Consider the following 18,913-nt stretch of genomic DNA (forward strand, 5'->3'; position numbering starts at 1 on the left):
ATATGAAGATTTCAACAACTTGGCTTAACGATTTTATAGACTTATCACAACTGCCTCAACAAGGTAGCCCGGATGAACTGGATGTCTTGTTAACCAATACAGGATTAGAAGTAGAAGGCATTGAAGCACATGATCAAATTCCTGGTGGATTAAAAGGCTTTGTGGTGGGTGAAGTCATCAGCTGTGAAAAATTCCAAGTCAAAGAAAAAACATTGAGTGCCACTACGGTTGACGTAGGACAGGAAGAATTACTTCAAATTGTATGTGGAGCTGCTAATGTAGCCCAAGGTCAAAAAGTAATTGTTGCCACTCCAGGTACCACTTTGTTTGACAAAGAGGGTAAGCCTGTTTTTACCATTGAAAAAAGAAAAGTATACGGTCAAGTATCCGAAGGGATGATTTGTGCCGAAGATGAAATAGGCATTGGAGATTCACATGATGGCATTTTGGTTTTAGAAACACAACTAGCTAACGGAACACCTGCTACTACTTATTTCAACATTCAATCGGACTTAGTACTTGAAATCGGCCTTACACCTAACCGTGCAGATGCTGCTTCTCACTGGGGGGTGGCTAGGGATATACGTGCTGTAAGTGGATTAGACATCAAATTACCCAATGTTAGTTCCTTCCAAGAAAGTGATAATACCTATCCCATTCAAGTTCAAATTGAAGACGAAGGATGTACGCGTTTTTGCGGTATAAGTATAGATCAAGTCAAAGTGGGTCCATCTCCAGAATGGCTTAAAGATCGTTTGCAAGCGATTGGTTTACGTCCTATCAATAACATTGTCGACATCACCAATTTCATTTGTCACGGCTTAGGCCAACCCATGCATGCTTATGATTGGAAGCAAATTAATGGTCAAAAACTATTCGTCAAATCTTTAGCTGCAGGAACTCCATTCACTACCTTAGATGGCATTGAACGGCAATTAGATGGAGAAGAAATCATGATTTGTGATGCCGATGGACCAATAGGCTTAGCAGGTATCATGGGTGGTTCTAATTCCAGCATACAAGAAAACACAAGCCGAGTATTTTTGGAAGTGGCGCATTTTAGACCTGAACGCATCCGTAAATCATCTCAAGTTCATGGCCTAAAAACAGATGCTTCCTTCCGATTTGAACGAGGTACTGATATTGAAGCAAAATTACTGGCCTTACAATATGCTACTATCTTGATTCAAGAATTGGCCGGTGGAAAAGTAGCTTCTCAATTAATAGATTACTACCCCAACCAACCTGAGTTGGCACATATCGACATGACCTATGAGCGCATTCATTCCATCATGGGAATTGAATTAGCGCCTGAGCGTGTTCAAGAAATTTTAGTAGCCCTGGATTTTAAATTAAGCCATGTAAGCCCTTCTGGTTTCACGGCCATCGCACCTGCCTATCGAGTAGATGTCACCAGAGAAGCGGATGTCATTGAAGAAATTTTGCGAATCCATGGATTGGATAATATCCCATTGTCTGAGCATTTAAGTGCTCATTTCATTTCAGAATTTCCAGCGCTGGATAAAGAGAAAGTCCAACAAACTATTGGGCATCAATTGGCAGCCAAAGGATTTCAAGAAATCATTAGCAATTCCCTAACCAAAGCTGAGTTTCATACTTGGATTGAAAAGGATTTAAGCTTTGAATCTGTTGAGATTTTAAATAAACTATCCGAAGATCTAGGCGTCATGCGTCAGCACATGGTGTTTCATGGATTAGAGGCCTTGGCACATAACATCAACCGTCGCCAGAAGGATTTAAAATTAGTAGAGTTTGGTAAAACCTACCATAAAAAAGGAGCCAAATACATCGAGAAGCGCCATGCTACTTTATATGCTACAGGTTTATGGCAGGGGGAAACATGGGATCATGCTCCACAAAAAACGCAATTGTACCATTTGTTTCAAGTGTGTAAAGCAGTTATGCAACACTTAGGCAACAAGCCGTTTGACACAGAGGTCATTGAAGGCTCTTCTGTATATGCCTATGGATTACGCATTTCGGTACAAAAGAAAAGTTGCCTAGAACTTGGTATGATTCATCCGAATTTAGCCGAGAAATTTGATGTAAAACAAGATGTTTTCATGGCAGATTTCGACTGGGATTATTGGGTAAAACAGGAGAAAACAGATTTTGTTTACCAAGAAATTACTAAGTTCCCAGAGGTCCGTCGTGATTTGTCTTTAGTTATTAATAAAGAAGTGAGTTTCCAATCGATTCAACGAGTAGCAGAACAAACAGAAAAAAACATCTTGAAACAAGTTGCCCTATTTGATGTCTATGAAGGCAAAAATTTAGGTGAAGGCAAGAAATCCTATTCCATTAGTTTCATCTTACAAGATGAAAATCAAACCTTGACCGACAAGGTGATTGACTCCACCATGGAGCGATTCATTCAACGATTTGAGAAGGAATTAGGGGCTATCATACGCAAGTAATTTCCCAAACATCTTTTATGTAAATTATAAGTTTACTGATAAAATTTTATCAGTAAACTTATAATTGATTTAACCCCTATTGTTATATCAATAAAATAGATACTTTGGCATTGAAAAAGAATGACACTCGGTCAGCTTGGATAATCATTACTTAATACTAAAACCTCTAATACATTGAATACCGTTCTCTATTTCCATAAAATACCAGCCTACTTTACTCATATCATACCTACCAAATTGGAAGTTGATGGTATTAAATTCCCATTACAAGATGAAATTTCTTTGTGGGCCTTATCCAAAAGCTACGGCCATTTCAAATTGCGATTAGTATTTTTTGGACTAATCAAATCAAAAGCATTGATTATACCCGCAAATAACAAGTCCATTCACCTGAAAGTAGCATTAATGCGGCATAAAATTCCCCGTTTCACCTTGGCTATCATGGCGATTGGTTTCCCAATGGTTTATAAAATCAATTCCCAATTCATGGCCTATGCCTTTCTCATCTTTTCTCCAATTACCTATATGATGGATGCATTAACCCATCTTGTAGAAATCCAAGAAACAAATCCCCCTGCCTAAACCCACAAAAAAAGGGAGCCTTAGCTCCCTTTCTACCTATAATTCTCATGAAGCTTAGCGCTTCATCATATTGGCCATGTTAGGCATTTTCATCTTACCATCTTGCACCTTATTCATCATGCGCATCATCTTACGCATATCTTCAAATTGCTTCAAAAGATTATTCACCTGCTGGATCGACGTTCCCGAACCTACTGCAATACGGTTCTTACGAGAAGGATTCAATATATCTGGATTTTGACGCTCCTTCAACGTCATAGATTGAATGATCGCTTCAATTGGTTTAAATGAATCATTGGAAATATCGACATCCTTCACAGCTTGACCCATGCCTGGAACCATGCCCATCAAATCCTTGATATTTCCCATCTTCTTGATTTGCTGCAACTGCGCATAAAAATCTTCAAATGAGAAATTATTCTGACGAATCTTCTTATTCAATCGAGCTGCCTCATCTTCATCAAATGCCTGCTGCGCTCTTTCTACCAAAGAAAGTACGTCGCCCATACCCAAAATACGGTTCGCCATACGATCAGGATAAAACTGATCTAAAGCCTCCATCTTTTCTCCAGTAGAAATAAACTTGATAGGCTTTTCTACCACCTGACGGATAGACAATGCCGCTCCACCTCGTGAATCACCATCCAATTTGGTCAATACCACCCCATCAAAATCCAAACGGTCATTGAATGTTTTGGCTGTATTTACCGCATCTTGACCCGTCATGGAATCCACCACAAACAATATTTCCGTTGGCTTAATCGCTGCTTTTACCGCTGCTATTTCATTCATCATCGCTTCATCCACAGCCAAACGACCAGCGGTATCCACAATCACGACTTTCTTACCCATTTTACGGGCATAAGACAAAGCATTCTCTGCTATGCTAACCGCATTTTTATTTTCAGGTTCCGCATACACCTCTACCCCAACTTGCTCACCCAACACTTTCAACTGATCAATCGCCGCAGGACGGTAAATATCACAGGCAACTAACAAAACCTGACGACCTCCCTTTTTAATGTATTGAGCTAATTTTCCAGAGAAAGTGGTCTTACCCGAACCTTGAAGACCCGCAATTAACACCACAGAAGGATCGCCCTTAAGATTGATTTCTTGTTTTTGTCCACCCATCAATTGAGTCAACTCCTCATGCACAATCTTTACCAACAATTGACCAGGTTCTACCGAAATCAAAATCTTTTGACCCAAAGCCTGCTCCTTAATTCGATCAGTGATTTCCTTGGCAACTTTATAGTTCACGTCGGCATCCATCAAGGCTCTTCTAATTTCCTTCACAGTTGCCGCTACATTGACATCCGTAATTCGACCATTCCCCTTCAGGGTACGCATGGCAGAGTTTAACTTTGAACTTAAATTCTCAAACATAATATTGAATCGATTAAAAAAAGGGAATGCAATTTACGCTTTTTCAAGCAAAAATTATTCAAATAATATGGTCTTGTTTTGATGAATAAATACTCTATCCTCTAAAACCAAACGCAAAGCCTTTGCCAAGACAATTTTTTCCACATCTTTTCCAGCCTTGGACATATCTTTGGCTGAATAGGTATGATTGACGGGAACAATTTCCTGACAAATAATCGGACCTTCATCCAAATCGTCTGTCACAAAATGAGCCGTAGCTCCAATAATCTTTACTCCCCGATCAAATGCCTGCTGATATGGTCTAGCCCCAATAAAAGCCGGCAAAAAGGAATGATGGATATTGATCAGCTTCCCTTTATGTTTCAAAGAGAATTGCGGTGTTAGAATCCGCATGTATTTGGCCAAAACAATTAAATCAGGTAGATAATATTCGATTTGCTGATTGAGCAACACCTCATGGGCTTCCCTTTCCAAACCGCCAGCCGATATAAAATGAAAGGGTACTTGAAATTGTTGGCATAAAGAAGCTAAATCTTCGTGATTTCCAATCACGGCATCAACCTTAAAATTCAGATCTTGATATTGATACTTAATTAATAATTCCCCCAAACAATGGTGCTCTTTAGTCACTAAAATTAGCACCCGCTTTTGCTTCGGCGGAATGATTTCCACTTCTGCTTGCTTGGGTAACATGGAAATTAATCGCTCCTGAACCAAGACTAAATCGCATGGACCAGTAAAGGAGATACGCATGAAAAAACGATCCGAACCCTCATCCACAAACTCATTGGTTTGAGTTACATTAACCAATTGTTCGTACAAGATGCCCGTAATTTTATGAACCAAACCCTTCTCATCCCTACAAGCAATTTTAATAATCGTCTCCATGAAAAATTTATTCGTAAATTCTTCAAATTTAGCCCGAAATAATGGAGTAAAAAAGATTTAGTCTTTACCTTTGCAGGATTATCAAGACGTAGTCTGGTAATTTTAAGAACGTAACATCATATACTTGTATTAAACAATGGAAAAAATTAAAGTAGCTAACCCGGTCGTAGAACTTGACGGCGATGAAATGACCCGAATCATTTGGAAATTCATCAAGGATAAATTGATCTTACCTTATTTAGATGTAGATATTAAATACTATGACTTAGGTGTAGAATACCGTGATGAAACCAATGACCAAGTAACGATTGAGGCTGCTGAAGCCATCAAGAAATATGGTGTAGGTATCAAATGTGCTACCATCACTCCTGATGAAGCTCGTGTAACTGAATTTGATTTAAAACAAATGTGGAAGTCGCCAAACGGTACTATCCGCAATATCTTGGATGGAACGGTATTTAGAGAGCCAATCGTATGTGCCAATGTGCCTCGTTTAGTTCCTAACTGGACTGCTCCTATCATGATTGGTCGTCACGCTTTTGGAGATCAATACCGTGCAACGGACTTTGTTACTAAAGGAAAAGGTAAATTAACGGTTACTTTCACTCCAGAAGATGGTGGTGATGCTCAGACTTTTGAAGTGTATAACTTTAAAGGCGATGGTGTAGCTTTAACCATGTACAACACAGATGAGTCTATCCGTGGTTTTGCTCACTCTTGCTTTAACATGGCTTTGAGCAAAGGCTGGCCGCTTTACTTATCTACGAAGAACACCATCTTGAAAAAATACGATGGTCGTTTCAAAGATATCTTTGAAGAAATCTTCCAAGCAGATTACAAGGCTCAATTCGATGCCAAAGGTATTGTTTATGAGCACCGTCTAATTGATGACATGGTAGCTTCTGCTTTAAAATGGAATGGTAATTTTGTTTGGGCTTGTAAGAACTACGATGGCGATGTTCAGTCGGATACAGTAGCTCAAGGTTTTGGTTCATTAGGTTTAATGACTTCTGTCTTGATTACTCCAGATGGTAAAGTAATGGAAGCAGAAGCGGCTCACGGAACAGTGACTCGTCACTACCGTGATCACCAAGCTGGAAAACCAACTTCTACCAACCCAATCGCTTCCATCTTTGCTTGGACACGTGGTTTAGAGTTCCGTGGTAAATTGGATAACAACCAGGCTTTGATTAATTTCTGCCAAACCTTAGAAAAAGTTTGCGTAGCAACAGTGGAATCTGGTAAAATGACAAAAGATTTAGCGGTATGTATCCATGGAAACAAAGTTCAACATGGTGAGCATTACTTATACACAGAAGAATTCTTAACGGCTTTAGATGAAAATTTAAAAGCGGCTTTAGGAAAATAAACTTTCTTATTGTGATATCATTCAAATGCCTCTCGAATATTCGAGGGGCATTTTTTTGAGCACAATTTTTATTTAACGATAACGACCCCCTTTGTAAAAACCTGCCCTTCAGATTTCAAGACCAATTGATATTTACCCGAATGTATACCGCTAAGATTCATCGTATAAACTCCATCTTGACTGATTTTCCCTTGTAAAGCCACGCGCCCATCTATCGTATAAAGGTAATATTCCGCTCCAGCTAATGTGGCGATACTTTCAATACTGATGTTATCAATGGCGGGATTGGGAAATACAGAAAGTCCTCCATCATCTGGCAAAGTGTAATCATATTCCACCTTTGGACTAAGACAAGTCAACGAATTACTGTATTTTTTAGCAATCTGTAAACTATATTTTCCCGAGGTTTTTAGTCGCAATAAACCTGACTTTTCTGCCAAAAGGCTTCCATTCTTTTCCCATGAATACCCGATATTGGAATCCATATTGGTACTAGTTGCCTTTAACATATACGAACCGAATACCTCCATGGTAGCCGTTGGTACAGGTAAGGATTGAACTTGCACTTTGTTAGAATACTCAGAGCTACAAGCATCCGCATCATGGGCCTTTACTTGGTAAAGCCCTGAATTTTTAACAACTATACTATTTCCTTGAATGCCATTTGACCATGAATAAATAAGGCCTACTCCTGCTTGCATCTTCAATTCAACAGACTGACCTTCACAAAAGAGAGAATCGCCCATAACTAGAATAGTAGGTTTAGATGGCAGAGGTAAGCTTTTGAATGCTAAGCTGGGCATACTAAATTGATTACCCAAATCATCTTCTAATATTGCCGAATATTGACCTGATGTCAACAACTGCTTTTTCAATAAATTTCCAACATTTCCTGAAGAAGTATTATACCAAGTGATTTTTTTGAAATTTGTCGTTAAATCGAGTGATAATTCATTGTTAGGTCCACAAGCCAATTGGATGTTTGGCATGGCTTTGGATGAAATAGGAAATTTAATGGCGTCCAATTGACTGGATATTTTCTGAAACCATAAATCGGCTAAAGTGACGTAGGCTCCTCGCGAAAAGTGAATACAATCCGATTTCCTAGGAATCTCCACATTTTCCGTATTAGGACCAGAATACAAAAATGGAATTCCACTAGAAGTTACCATATCCTTTTGAGCCTGTACGATTCCCGCATCCCAAATAGTGGGCGTACATGTCCCATCCGATAGCTGAACTGAAACGGAAGTAGCCTCTGAAATCAGCCAAGGCACATCCATCCCTGTATGCCTTCTTAAGGTATTTATTAACTCAATGAAATAATTTTTATACTCTGCGGCAGGTGTTTTATGAAAGGCATCATTCTCCCCTTGATGCCAAAGGATAGCCCTTACACCATTTTTTTGACCATATATTTCCACGGCTCTCCTTAAATTAGCATAAGGAAATCCCTTGGGATAATAGATACTAGGAGCCCATTGATTAGCTGTTAGAACACCCCGTGAAGATTCAGCCCAATTCTTAATTCCTGTTCCCACCCAAGCTGTATTATAAAAACAAACAGGCACATTGTACTTTTTCACCAAAGAATCTCCCAATATTGGCCAGTAAAAATTAGAAAGCCCCATAGGTCCAATCGTCACAGTAGAATCAATCTTCCGAAACTCGGTCATGGGAAAATCTAAATTATGCTCTCCTATGTATTTATAATTAGGGCTTGGATTATATTCTTTGAAAAAGTTGTAGAAATTAGCAGCTATCACCCGATCATCGATCGCCTGAGTATCATTGGGTTTTCTAAATGTACCTTCTGCATTAGATTGACCGGAAATAATAAAATTTTCTCCAACCCCAACACGACCTAAGCTCGTACTATCTTTAATTTGTTGATTTAAGACTGTGCGTATTTTTAATTGATACCAGCCTCCTTTAGCGACGATATTTCCTTGAAAAACACCCCCTTTAGGCTTCGCATCTAAGGTAAACCAATCAAGCGTTTGACCTTGATTTGCTTGAACAGGAACCAATTTAGCTTGAACATGATCAATATTACCTGCATAGTTCCCCAACACAGAAAATGTGGCTTCATTGACGTTATTACGCTGAAAGACTTGACGGAAATGAGGATAAGAAATACTGACTTGCGCCTGAACAGCTTGTACGCAAAGACCTATCAATAAGAGCAGTATACTTTTCTTCATAGATGAAAATTAGATTGCTAATTTAGGGATATATTCCAAAAATCACATCGCCATAAAATAAGAAAGTCGTACCAGATTAAATCTGATACGACTTCCCACCAAATACTATTTATTTCTTATTCAGAAACAACAGAGAAAGTTACTTTGTGCTTCACTTCTTTGTGTAAATCCAAAGTAGCTGCGTAATCACCAATGGTTTTCACTTCACTATCGAATGAGATTTTCTTACGATCAACATCGAATCCTTTTTCTTTCAACATTTCTGAGATTTGAAGACTAGTTACGCGACCAAAGATTTTACCGCTATCACCAGTTTTAGCAACAATCGTTAAATTCATGTCACCAATAGCTGCAGCTAAATCAGTAGCATCTTGACGAATTTTTTCCACTTTATGTGCCGCTTGCTTGATATTTTCAGCCAAGACTTTGCGGTTGGACGGTGTTGCCATCATAGCAAAACCTTGTGGAATTAGGTAGTTACGACCATAACCTGGTTTCACAACCACGACATCGTTCTTGTAGCCTAATCCAGCAATATCCGTTTTTAATATTATTTCCATTTTTGTATAAAATCAAATGTTATTAGGATGTACCTGGTCTATTTTAAACCGTCAGCTACATATGGCATTAAAGCCAAGTGACGTGATCTTTTTACTGCTTGCGCAACTTTACGTTGAAATTTCAACGAAGTACCAGTAATACGACGAGGCAAGATTTTTCCTTGCTCGTTCACTAACTTTAATAAGTAATCTGGATTTTTAAAATCAATGTATTTAATACCCGATTTCTTAAATCGGCAATATTTTTTACGATTACTATTTTTATCTACAGGTTCGTTTACAAGTGTCATCTTATGCTTCTGTTTTTTCTGGTTTTCTACCTACTAAACCTTTTCTCTTTTTCTCATTATACGCAACCGCGTGCTTGTCTAAGGCTAATGTCAAGAAGCGAATAACCTTCTCATCACGCTTGTATTCAAGTTCAAGCTTAGCAATTAATGCTGGTGCCGCTAAAAATTCAAAAATCTGGTAATAACCTGTGTGCTTGTTCTGGATTGGGTAAGCCAACTTGCGTAAGCCCCATGCATCTTCATGAACAATTTGTGCACCGTTATCTACCAACACTTTCTTGAATTTTTCAACGGCGTCCTTTGTCTGTTGTTCAGACAAAACGGGAGTTAAAATGAACACCGTCTCATAGTTTTTTAATTCCATAAAAAATTGTTGTTAGTAAAAAATTAAAATTGGACTGCAAAAGTATCAAAAATACTTCACAATCAAAAACTTGTAAGAAATAATTGCTTATTTAACTTCGAATGTCCCGAGCCCAATGAGGAAACCTTCCGCATATAACTCAATTTCATGCTTTCCTTCTCGATAAGGAACAGAACGAGCATAAATGAATTCCACCGACTGGTGATTATTTTCATAAAAAATGCGCTGCTTTGCCGTGTAAGACAGCTCTTTACCTTTAAAACTCAAAGTTCCCGAACCCAGTGAATAATCCGACAAGGTTTGACCCGTCGGTTCTATGATGCGCAAATAAATGGTTTTAACTTCTTTAGAGGCTAATGGATTTTCTTGTAGATGGAAAATCACACGAATCTTATCAATCTTCTTGGATTTATGAATCCCCACTTCCTTTCCTCGAGAAGAAATGGCGTAGACATTCACCCCTTCGGCCCTTAAGGCTGCCGCCACTGAAACCTTTTCGACCAACTCTTGATTTCTAACTTCTAAGATACGTGAACGCTCACTCAGTTCTCTTTGCTTGACACCAAACGTTTCAGATGAATCTTTTAAGGCTTTTTGAACATTGGACAAACCGTCCTGCAATAATTTTGCTTCTCGACTCAATGAATCATTTCTTGCTAATAAAAACGAATTCTCTCTTCTTAATTTCTTGATTTCTTGATCTTTCAATCCCAATAAACGCAAATAATAGGCCAACTTCTGTTTAAAATCAGCCTCATTCATTTTAGGATTTTCAGCTAATTCCTTTTTATCACCCAATATTTGCTCACGGGCCACCTCTAGCTCACTCACCCGACCACCTAATTTCTTGATTTGAATCATGCGCAATTGCAATTGCTTGGAGATTGAATCCAGCTGCTCACTAGCACTTTCCGCAAACTTTCCTTCTGTTTTTCCCAAGGAAAATAGCTGGATTTGATAATGCTCACACACCCAAAGCCCGCTCATTATAAGAAGAAGCAAAGAAAGCACTCCAATAACCCGCTGCTGACCCTTTTCCTTGGAACTCATAGTATCTGACTCCATGTTCAAATTTTTCTGGTAAGAGCTGACGTATATCAAACTCCTAGAATCAAAAATAATAAATTAATTTTACTTTTATTTTTTTCTTCATTCAATCTTTAACAAATTTCCAACATGTCCATCGCACAACATATTTCAGAGATTCAAGCCCAATTGAAATTTAGTTCTGCGAAACTCATAGCAGTAACCAAAACCCGCAGTATCGATGAACTGAAAGCCACTTACGATGCAAGCATACTCGATTTTGGGGAAAACAGGGTTCAAGAAATGGTGGAAAAGCAAAGTCAATTACCAACCGATATCCGTTGGCATCAAATTGGCCATCTGCAAACCAATAAAGTAAAATACATTGCGCCCTTTGTTCATTTGATTCATTCCGTGGACTCTTTTCGCCTATTAAAAGAGATTGATGCTCAAGGAAAAAAACTAGGGCGCATCATTCCCTGCCTTTTTCAAATGTACATTGCGCAAGAAGAAAGTAAATTTGGACTTGATAAAGGCGAGTTATTGAGTATACTAGCTAGTCCTGAATTTGCCGAATTGCAACACATTAAAATACTAGGCTTAATGGGAATGGCCAGTTTTACCGACAATGAAGCTCAAGTCGCCGCTGAATTTCAAGCATTGCATGATGTATTCATCGAACTACAAACCCAACAAACAGCGTATAACACAGGCCTTGTAACGTGGCAAGAATTATCCATGGGCATGTCGGGGGATTACCTCCTAGCCGCTAAGTTAGGATCTACCATGGTTCGGGTGGGCTCAGCGATTTACGGAGCTCGTTCTTGAGGATCGACTATTCCAAAGCACTAAGGCCATTTCTACCAAAAAGAAAAATAATGCTAAACCAAAGCAATATAAAGCCCAGCTCGTACGTGGATAATCTTCCCCTAAACCCGTTGGAACTTCTTGGCTTATACTAACTTGTTTCTGATCGGCATAATGCTCTTCCAATTCCTTTTTTGAATACGTGGCCAATTGACTGAATTCTTTGGGATAATTCAATGCTAATGTAGCCAAGGTTTTTCCTCCAATTTGCGCCTCGATAAAACCATTGGCTCCCGACCTAAGATCCTGCATCATGGCCTGAGGAATACGGCACAACCACGATTTACCCAACCAATTTTGTTCAGGAATAAAGTTTTTCCCTTGCTTTCGCCAGTTTAACAAACTTTTCTCGGAAGATTGATATACAAAATCAGCACTGGCTTTGATTTCAATTCCTTGAGAACTAATTCGTTGATGTAATACGGGACTCATACCACTGGATAAGACCATTTCATGCCAAACAGGTAAAAATAAACCATGTTTATTAAATCCATCTTGTGGAGCTACTACATGGGATGAAAACAAAAATACTGTCCCCTGGCCCACTTTCAATTTCTCTAAAAAGGGCTTCCCATTCATCCAAGAAATAAGTACTTCATTTCCTGGATTCCATTCCCACAAAGGCTTGGATGTCCATAACTTAGCCGCATTATTCAAGGACTTTTTAGCTAAAATCTCCTGAAAAAAAGATTGTCGGGAAGAAACTTGCTGAACCGGTAACTCCGAAGTGGAGGTTTGTACCAACTGCTTACCTGTACCAGCCAAAAAGCGATTTAGATCTTGTAGAATGGCTTCATTGGGACTATTATTTGGAATTATTGCCAAGGAATGTCCTTGACTGACCCAAGTATTCAATGCCTTCCAATCCGTGGCTGTCCTATCTTCAACACCCACCAAACATACAAAAGCATCCTCTGGTAAGTGAGCGGGTAATATTTCCGAAGCTTGAATGGATTTGAACTCAAAAAATTCCTCTTTCTCAAATACCTTCTCTAGATTTTGAGCATTCCCAACCACATAAATTTTACGTGCTGCGGAACTTTGTAACATAAAATAAAAATTATTGTCAAATGCTACGGGATCATCCGACAATAGTTTAGCCCGATACACGCCTGATTTAGTCAAAGAAAATGGGAACCTGAGCTCACTTGATTCCGCTGGCTCCAAAGTGACCGACTGAGTCGCCATCATAAAATCATTCAAATACAGGGATATTTGTCTTTTATTGGCAGCTTGAGTGCCTCCATTTTTCAGACGAACAATTAATTCATAACTGGTATTGGGGCGAATGAACTTATTGGATAAATATACACTATCGACAAAAACATTATCCAAATTTATCGCTGGAAACGGCTGTAACACGTAAGTCCCTTTGTTGGGAAAACTAGGTAATGTTTTATTTTTGGGAAAGTTAGAAAACCAATACAGTGATGGCTCCTGCTGATTTTCTTCCGCTATTTGCTGGGAATGTGTCACAATTTGTGATGCCTTGATTGGTTCCAAACCGGGCCCTCGTTGATTCCAATGTTCCCTGATTTGAGGCCAAGCTTTTGGTTCAAAATCTTGGCTTTCAAAATCATTAAAAAATAAATGCGCTTGTCCATTTGGACTAGCAGGTAGACTTGTCGATTTCGCTAAAAAAGCCTTTCTGGCTACCAAAACTTGGGCGGGACTATTATCTACATAGAGGATCAATTTTGACTTAGCATTCCGTTGGAAGGATATTGGGCCCAAAGGATTAGCGAATCCCAAAATCAAAAAAAATAAACTCAGCAATCGGGCCAAAAGGAGCCAGAATTTTTGAACCTGCTTTAAGCCCTTTCCTTCTTGGTGAATCTTTTCTAACCAACTTAAATCCGAATAATACAAAACCTTGGCTGCCTTTTTGTGGTAAAAATGCATCCAAAGGGGTATGATCAATCCCAATAAGGCCCATAAATACATGGGATGGGCAAAATGAATATTCATATCCTCTAAAATACAAAAAATCCCAATCGCTTGATTGGGATTTCAAGATTTGAATGTGATTATATTAACGAGTAAGGGAAATAATTTCAAATTCCATTTTACCTGCTGGTGCCTGGATTTCAGCTAAATCCCCCACTTTCTTACCCAACAATCCTTTACCAAATGGTGAGGATGCCGAAATTTTCCCTGCCCTCAAATCAGCCTCTTCTTCTGAAACAATCGTATAAGTTACGACAGCACCTGATTTGGTATTCTTAATTTGAACAATGGAATAGATAGACACCTTGGATAAATCAATGGTCGATTCATCTAACACACGTGCATTGGCTACAATTTCTTCCATTTTGGAAATCTTCAACTCCAACAATCCTTGAGCATCTTTAGCAGCATCGTATTCAGCATTTTCACTTAAATCACCTTTATCACGCGCTTCAGCAATTTGCTTGGCCATATCGGATCTACCTTGAATCTTCAAGTGATGCAATTCCGCCTTTAACTTATCTAGGGCTTCTGCAGTGTAATATTGTAACTTTGCCATATGCTTTATTAATTCTAAAGGGTGATAAAAACAAAATAGAACGGCCTCCGACCGTTCTACTTAATTTATTCGTAGTTTTGTTTCGGATTCGTTCCTAAAATAAATATTTTATAAATAACACGTAATTCGGTTTATTTTGCCTTGCAAAGGTAATTAAAAAGCTGAGAGATTCCCAAATCATTTCGAATATCCGAATTATTGACCAATTACATATGCGCATTGTATTTTTTGGAACTCCTGATTTTGCTGTTGCTAGCCTTGAAGCTTTAATGGACGCTAATTTTACGGTTGCAGCCGTAGTGACAGCCCCTGATAAACCTGCAGGTAGAGGCCAACAAATTCAAGCTTCCCCGGTGAAAATATTTGCTGAAAGTAAAAATTTACCTGTCTTACAACCCCTCAAATTAAAAGATCCCGAATTCCTAGAAGAGCTAAAGTCATATCAAGCTGACTTACAGGTGATTGTTGCATTTCGCATGCTACCTGAATCTGTTTGGAACATGCCGCCTTTGGGGACCTTTAATCTCCATGCGTCGCTTTTACCCAATTACCGAGGTGCAGCTCCCATCCACTGGGCAGTCATTAACGGTGAAACAGAAACAGGTGTCACTACATTTTTCTTACAGCATGAAATCGACACAGGAGATTTATTATTTCAAGAAAAAGAAGCGATTTCGCCTGTAGACACTACTGGAGATTTATATGAGCGTTTGATGAAAAAAGGAGCTCAACTTGTCGTAAAAACGGCCAAGGCTATTCAAGACCATACGATTCAAGCACAGCCACAAATCATGACGGGTGATATGAAGCCCGCTCCGAAATTACACCGAGCTACCGGGGAAGTCCATTGGTCAAAAACAGGTAAAGAAATTGTCAATTTAGTGCGTGGAATGCATCCTTTCCCAGGATCACATACGCAGTTTCAAGGTAAAAACTGCAAACTAATTCATATAGAATTTCATCCTGAAATAATACCTGATTTAGGTATTGGCGTTTGGGATTCAGACCAAAAGACCTATTTAAGGGTAGGATGTGCCGACGGCTACATTCAGATTTTGGAATGGCAAATGGAAGGGAAAAAGCGGATGAAAATAGCTGATTTTTTAAGAGGTTATTCTTTTACATTTTAGCTTGAGGCTTCCAACGACCTAAAGGAAAAAAATACCCATTGTTTCCGCGCTGCACATAAGCCCATTGCTCTTTTACATTCACATGAATTCTAGGTTTGGGATTTTGCTGATAGCTTTCCATCCAATAACGTGCACTTTCTGGAATGGGTCGCGCTATTTCACATAGACATGGCTGCATCATGCGAAATTCATTCATGGCTTCCAATAAATCACGCGTGTCCTGAACTAAATCTACCCGACTAAGATTCGCTTTTTGAATATAAATTTGTTCATAATTACTTTTAAAATGCTCAAACTCAAATGCCAAATTGGGATGCTGTCGAAGTAATGCAGCAGAGTTCTTGAAGGCTTGAATGTGACCTAAGTCGGGGAATCCTACAAAATCGCCCCCCCAATAAAGTCCGAGATCCTTGGCGATAGCACCCATTTTATCATACATGATACCTCGTTTCAAATACCGCTTCTTCCGGTATATGGCCACGTCGGCAGCTAGGCTAAAATTATGCATGGACAAAGCTATCTTAGATCGACCTCGTTTTTGCAAGGATAATTGCTGTTTTAATGAGCGTGTTTCCGAAGAATAGCGCATGGCATACTGCCGAAACTTGAATTTAGTATGTAAACTATCCTTCAAAGATTTAAATAAACGTATATCGTCCTCCAATTCCAATGCCCAAAATGCAGTAAGATCAGGCTTGTCAATCAGAACACGTTGAGCTAAATATTCATCCACCGAATCATTCATCCGAAAAGTACTATCCGACTGAAATGTCTTCTCCGTTCGAATGCCTTGTGCATCTTCGAGAATGAGAGTTAAATTTTGATATGGTTCAAGGTTTGAGATACTATCTTGTTGGGAAAACATCCAGACCAAATCTTTCCATTGAAGGCTGTCTAATCGAGAAGTTTGACAAGTTCTTATTGGGGATTGCGAATACGCAGCACAGGAAATAATGCTCAGAAATACGAGAATTAGTGCTTTCCGCATGAAAAGGAAATTAATGTAAAGGAATAATCAGCTGTTCTCCACGTAAAGTAAGATCTTGATCTTTATGGTTTACTTCCATCAATGATTTTTTGGAAACTCCATATTTCTCAGCTACCACGCGAAGGACATCACCTGGACCTACAGTATGAATAGTTTGAATTTTGACGTTTAACTTGGTTATTCCCACCTTGATTCCATTAGGATCTACTCCAGGATTAAGAGCTTTCAGCTGGTCTGGTTTAAGTCCAAAACGATTGGCAATACCAAAAAATGTTTCCCCTTTTTCAACCGTATAAGCATGACTTTTCCCTCCTACATTTTTCAAAGATTCTGCCTCAGGTACTTTTTCTGCTTCGGCTTCCTTTTTTTGAGCTTCTAAATCTTGTTGGGCCGAGACGGCGGAATCTCCTTGGTCACTTGAAGCTACGGTTGTTTCCGAATCATCCGTGGAATCAATGATAATGGGAGTAGGATCATCTAATAAAGTTTCATCCTCTTCCATTTTTAGCTTTTCTGCTTTCACCAACTCTTCGGAAGTAGGGCTTAAAAAATGTTCATAGCCCACCAATAGTAATCCTGCCAAGGTGGCTAACAAGATCAACAACGTGATGAATGGAAGCTTGGCGGTGGAACTATCTTTGATGAATGAAAAAGGATTTTTCATGTATTATGACAAATTGGATTTTGTTTTTTGGCTCATTTCAGCCACTTTTTCAATTAAATCTTGCTTGTATGTGAGCAATTTTTGAGCTAATGTTTCATCTGAAATGGCCAACATTTGAACGGCTAAAATTCCCGCATTTTTGGAGGCATTCAATGCCACCGTGGCTACGGGAACCCCATTGGGCATTTGTAATATGGACAAAACTGAATCCCATCCATCAATGGAATTGGATGATTTCACTGGAACGCCAATTACTGGTAATATGGTAGCTGAAGCAACCATTCCTGGCAAATGTGCCGCTCCACCAGCACCAGCGATGATGACTTGAACACCCCGTTCTTTGGCAGTTTGTGCATACTGAAGCATTTTAACTGGAGTACGGTGAGCAGATACAATATCTACTTCATAAGCTACTCCAAATTCCTTGCAGATTTCGATTGCATCTTGCATAACCGAAAGATCTGAACTACTTCCCATGATGATTCCTACCATATCTATTGCTGCTTAACTAATAACACGAATGATTTTTCTTACTTGATTGGCTTTTTCCTCTACTTCTTCTCGACTATCTCCTATAATACTGACGTGCCCCATTTTGCGAAATGGTTTCGTTATTTTTTTCCCATATAAAAATGGATAAACGCCTGGAATAGCTAATGCTTCGGACAAACCTGCATATTTTACCTTTCCTGTATATCCAGCTTCCCCTAAGAGATTCAACATCCCAGCAAATACCGTGGTAGAAGTGTCCCCCAAAGGCAAACCAGCGATGGCTCTTAAATGCTGCTCATATTGTGAAGTTGCATTGGCTCGTATCGTTTGATGACCCGAATTATGCGGACGAGGGGCTATTTCATTGATTAGGACTTGTCCGTCTTTAGTCAGAAACATTTCCACGGCCAATAAACCCACCATTTTCATTTCTTGAATTAATCGAGTAGCGATGTCTACTGCTTGGGCTTCGATTTCTTTGGAAATAGCGGCTGGTGAAATTAAAAACTCGACCAAATTTTGAACTGGATGAAAAACCATTTCCACGGCTGGAAAGGCCTTCACTTCTCCATGTATATTTCTAGCCACGATAACGGCTAATTCTTTTTCAAAATCAACTGCCTTTTCCAATAAACCAGGAGCGTCAAATCCTTCCGCAATTTGTGAAGCATTCGCAATCAATTGAACTCCTTTCCCATCATATCCTCCTTTACCCAGCTTTTGATAGGCTGGCAAAAAATCAAGATGCTGATTTATTTCATCCCTCGACTCAATCAATCGGAAGTCGGCCGTAGGAAATCCATATTGTTGAAAAAACTGCTTTTGGGTTCTTTTATCCTGAATCATGCGCAACAAATGAGGCTGAGGATACACCTGTTTCCCTTCGGAGGCTAATTTCTCTAAAGCATCAATATTGACATGTTCTATCTCGATACTGATTAAATCTTGCGACTGACCAAATTGATAGACGGTATCAAAATCTTGAAATGACCCTTGTGTAAATTCATGTGCCAACCGATGGCAAGGCGCTTCAGGATCTGGATCAAGGCAGGAAATCTGGAAATCCAAATCGATGCCTGCTTGCAAAAGCATGCGGCCTAACTGTCCTCCTCCTAATAATCCAATTTTTGGCAAGTCCTGATACATAAATTCCTTT

General features: G+C 39.2%; 18 protein-coding genes. 5 read left to right on the top strand and 13 right to left on the bottom strand.

Going from position 1 to position 18,913, the window contains the following annotated elements; genetic code table 11:
- Positions 1-2 precede the first annotated feature (2 nt).
- Both pheT and G9H65_RS08240 read left to right on the top strand, forming a co-directional pair.
- On the top strand, positions 3-2,438 hold the full coding sequence (gene pheT, locus G9H65_RS08235; RefSeq protein ID WP_166374872.1) for a phenylalanine--tRNA ligase subunit beta: 2,436 nt from the start codon (positions 3-5) through the stop codon (positions 2,436-2,438).
- A 174-nt stretch (positions 2,439-2,612) separates the two neighbouring features.
- Entirely contained in the window at positions 2,613-3,020 is a 408-nt protein-coding gene (locus G9H65_RS08240) for a hypothetical protein (protein WP_166374873.1), read from the top strand.
- Positions 3,021-3,074: 54 nt separating this feature from the next.
- Here G9H65_RS08240 and ffh read toward each other — a convergent pair whose 3' ends face one another.
- Positions 3,075-4,409 (bottom strand): signal recognition particle protein, encoded by a 1,335-nt coding sequence (gene ffh, locus G9H65_RS08245; protein WP_109322127.1) that lies wholly within the window; start codon positions 4,407-4,409, stop codon positions 3,075-3,077.
- A gap of 54 nt (positions 4,410-4,463) precedes the next feature.
- On the bottom strand, positions 4,464-5,297 hold the full coding sequence (purU, locus tag G9H65_RS08250; RefSeq protein ID WP_166374874.1) for a formyltetrahydrofolate deformylase: 834 nt from the start codon (positions 5,295-5,297) through the stop codon (positions 4,464-4,466).
- A gap of 136 nt (positions 5,298-5,433) precedes the next feature.
- Here purU and G9H65_RS08255 point away from each other — a divergent pair, with 136 nt between their 5' ends.
- Positions 5,434-6,666 (top strand): isocitrate dehydrogenase (NADP(+)), encoded by a 1,233-nt coding sequence (locus G9H65_RS08255; RefSeq protein WP_166374875.1) that lies wholly within the window; start codon positions 5,434-5,436, stop codon positions 6,664-6,666.
- A gap of 68 nt (positions 6,667-6,734) precedes the next feature.
- Here G9H65_RS08255 and G9H65_RS08260 read toward each other — a convergent pair whose 3' ends face one another.
- The 5 genes from G9H65_RS08260 to G9H65_RS08280 form a co-directional block, all read right to left on the bottom strand.
- Positions 6,735-8,870 carry a sialate O-acetylesterase gene (locus G9H65_RS08260; RefSeq protein ID WP_166374876.1) on the bottom strand — a complete coding sequence of 712 codons (2,136 nt, stop codon included), beginning with the start codon at positions 8,868-8,870 and terminating at the stop codon, positions 6,735-6,737.
- Positions 8,871-8,986: 116 nt separating this feature from the next.
- Positions 8,987-9,430 (bottom strand): 50S ribosomal protein L9, encoded by a 444-nt coding sequence (rplI, locus tag G9H65_RS08265; protein ID WP_166230160.1) that lies wholly within the window; start codon positions 9,428-9,430, stop codon positions 8,987-8,989.
- 38 nt (positions 9,431-9,468) lie between these two features.
- The gene (gene rpsR, locus G9H65_RS08270) at positions 9,469-9,720 is read right to left on the bottom strand and encodes a 30S ribosomal protein S18 (RefSeq protein ID WP_109322123.1); all 252 of its coding nucleotides are present in this window, start codon (positions 9,718-9,720) and stop codon (positions 9,469-9,471) included.
- 1 nt (position 9,721) lies between these two features.
- A complete protein-coding gene (gene rpsF / locus G9H65_RS08275) occupies positions 9,722-10,084 on the bottom strand; it encodes a 30S ribosomal protein S6 (RefSeq protein WP_109322122.1) in 363 nt (120 codons plus the stop codon).
- Between the two features lie 87 nt (positions 10,085-10,171).
- Complete coding sequence (locus tag G9H65_RS08280) at positions 10,172-11,149, bottom strand: hypothetical protein (protein WP_166374877.1); 978 nt, start codon at positions 11,147-11,149, stop codon at positions 10,172-10,174.
- Positions 11,150-11,260: 111 nt separating this feature from the next.
- Between G9H65_RS08280 and G9H65_RS08285 the strand changes: the two genes are divergently transcribed.
- Positions 11,261-11,938 carry a YggS family pyridoxal phosphate-dependent enzyme gene (locus G9H65_RS08285; protein ID WP_166374878.1) on the top strand — a complete coding sequence of 226 codons (678 nt, stop codon included), beginning with the start codon at positions 11,261-11,263 and terminating at the stop codon, positions 11,936-11,938.
- On the opposite strand, the gene G9H65_RS08290 is transcribed toward G9H65_RS08285, so the two are convergent.
- Together G9H65_RS08290 and greA are read right to left on the bottom strand one after the other, a co-directional pair.
- Positions 11,912-13,945, bottom strand: a complete 2,034-nt coding sequence (locus tag G9H65_RS08290; protein WP_166374879.1) for a BatA domain-containing protein — start codon at positions 13,943-13,945, stop codon at positions 11,912-11,914. The two genes, G9H65_RS08285 and G9H65_RS08290, sit on opposite strands and share 27 nt — an antisense overlap.
- Positions 13,946-14,009: 64 nt before the next feature.
- Entirely contained in the window at positions 14,010-14,483 is a 474-nt protein-coding gene (greA, locus tag G9H65_RS08295) for a transcription elongation factor GreA (RefSeq protein ID WP_166374880.1), read from the bottom strand.
- Between the two features lie 212 nt (positions 14,484-14,695).
- Here greA and fmt point away from each other — a divergent pair, with 212 nt between their 5' ends.
- A complete protein-coding gene (gene fmt, locus G9H65_RS08300; protein WP_166374881.1) occupies positions 14,696-15,613 on the top strand; it encodes a methionyl-tRNA formyltransferase in 918 nt (305 codons plus the stop codon).
- On the opposite strand, the gene G9H65_RS08305 is transcribed toward fmt, so the two are convergent.
- From G9H65_RS08305 to G9H65_RS08320, 4 genes are read right to left on the bottom strand one after another with little or no spacing between them, the layout of a single operon-like run.
- Positions 15,603-16,601: a M15 family metallopeptidase gene (locus G9H65_RS08305; protein WP_166374882.1), complete on the bottom strand. Its 999-nt coding sequence runs from the start codon at positions 16,599-16,601 to the stop codon at positions 15,603-15,605. The genes fmt and G9H65_RS08305 overlap by 11 nt on opposite strands.
- A gap of 10 nt (positions 16,602-16,611) precedes the next feature.
- Positions 16,612-17,265 carry a LysM peptidoglycan-binding domain-containing protein gene (locus G9H65_RS08310; protein ID WP_166374883.1) on the bottom strand — a complete coding sequence of 218 codons (654 nt, stop codon included), beginning with the start codon at positions 17,263-17,265 and terminating at the stop codon, positions 16,612-16,614.
- 3 nt (positions 17,266-17,268) lie between these two features.
- Positions 17,269-17,757 carry a 5-(carboxyamino)imidazole ribonucleotide mutase gene (gene purE, locus G9H65_RS08315; RefSeq protein ID WP_166374884.1) on the bottom strand — a complete coding sequence of 163 codons (489 nt, stop codon included), beginning with the start codon at positions 17,755-17,757 and terminating at the stop codon, positions 17,269-17,271.
- Positions 17,758-17,769: 12 nt separating this feature from the next.
- Positions 17,770-18,903: a 5-(carboxyamino)imidazole ribonucleotide synthase gene (locus G9H65_RS08320; RefSeq protein ID WP_166374885.1), complete on the bottom strand. Its 1,134-nt coding sequence runs from the start codon at positions 18,901-18,903 to the stop codon at positions 17,770-17,772.
- Positions 18,904-18,913: the final 10 nt, after the last annotated feature.

It is taken from the genome of Aquirufa ecclesiirivi (assembly GCF_011250515.1).
Classification (GTDB): domain Bacteria; phylum Bacteroidota; class Bacteroidia; order Cytophagales; family Spirosomataceae; genus Aquirufa; species Aquirufa ecclesiirivi.